1 protein-coding gene is annotated in these 330 nt (G+C 42.4%); it reads left to right on the top strand.

The annotated features are described in order from the left end of the window. Window positions 1-330: hypothetical protein (locus OCV61_RS18510; protein ID WP_262583452.1), on the top strand; the 330-nt coding region annotated here is incomplete at both ends.

Raw genomic sequence — 330 nt, 5'->3', positions numbered from 1 at the left:
ACCATCCCCTACCGGGCTTCTGACAATACCATTATTGCATCTGGCATAAAATTATTAAGACCGGATAAAAGTCTGTATCAGAGTGGTTGGTTTTTCAGTACAACGGAATGTTTTTCCAGACCTTCTAAAACATATTCCACATCCGCCACTTATTCTTTCAGTAATGTCCGTTTCATCAGTCAGACAGACACAGAAATGACTGCAACCTTAAAACTCTACGATCCTGCTACCACAACCTCGGCGATCAAGAGCAATACCGCCACGGCTCTCGCTTCTTACACTTATACATGGATCGTTCAGCCTAAAATTGAGCCTTATTCTGTAACTCTC

Source organism: Blautia ammoniilytica, from assembly GCF_025566965.1.
Taxonomy (GTDB): Bacteria; Bacillota; Clostridia; order Lachnospirales; family Lachnospiraceae; genus Blautia_A; species Blautia_A ammoniilytica.
Note: the sequence above shows the minus strand (reverse complement) of the source record. Positions and strands in the feature narration are given on the sequence as shown.